This is a genomic window from Mesorhizobium sp. WSM4836 (genome assembly GCF_055811815.1).
Genome location: NZ_JBVVQF010000133.1, coordinates 1 through 261, shown reverse-complemented (window position 1 = coordinate 261; position 261 = coordinate 1). Strand labels below are relative to the sequence as shown.

The 261-nt window shown below is 65.9% G+C and carries 1 pseudogene; it reads left to right on the top strand.

Annotated features, from left to right (window positions below):
- Nucleotides 1–261, top strand: a pseudogene (locus AC0L2P_RS32405) (LamG-like jellyroll fold domain-containing protein); the annotation flags it as partial.

Sequence of the window (261 nt, the reverse complement as noted above, 5' to 3'; positions counted from 1 at the left end):
CTCGGCAACCGTGAACGGTCGCAGCTTCTGGAACGGCTACACCTTCGAGGCCTTCATCAAGCTGCCGTTCGATTGGGCGGCATCGAAGCACGCCTGGGCCAACCTGCTGGGCCGGGCCGGCCGCCGCGGCAACGTTCCAGGTCAGTTCCAGGGGGACGATCCCGAAGCATCGAGCGTTCTCTTCGCGATCTCGAACCTGCGGGAAGTCCAGTGGGAGGTCGTGCCCGCCACCAACGCGCATTCCGCGCAGACCTGCTGGTC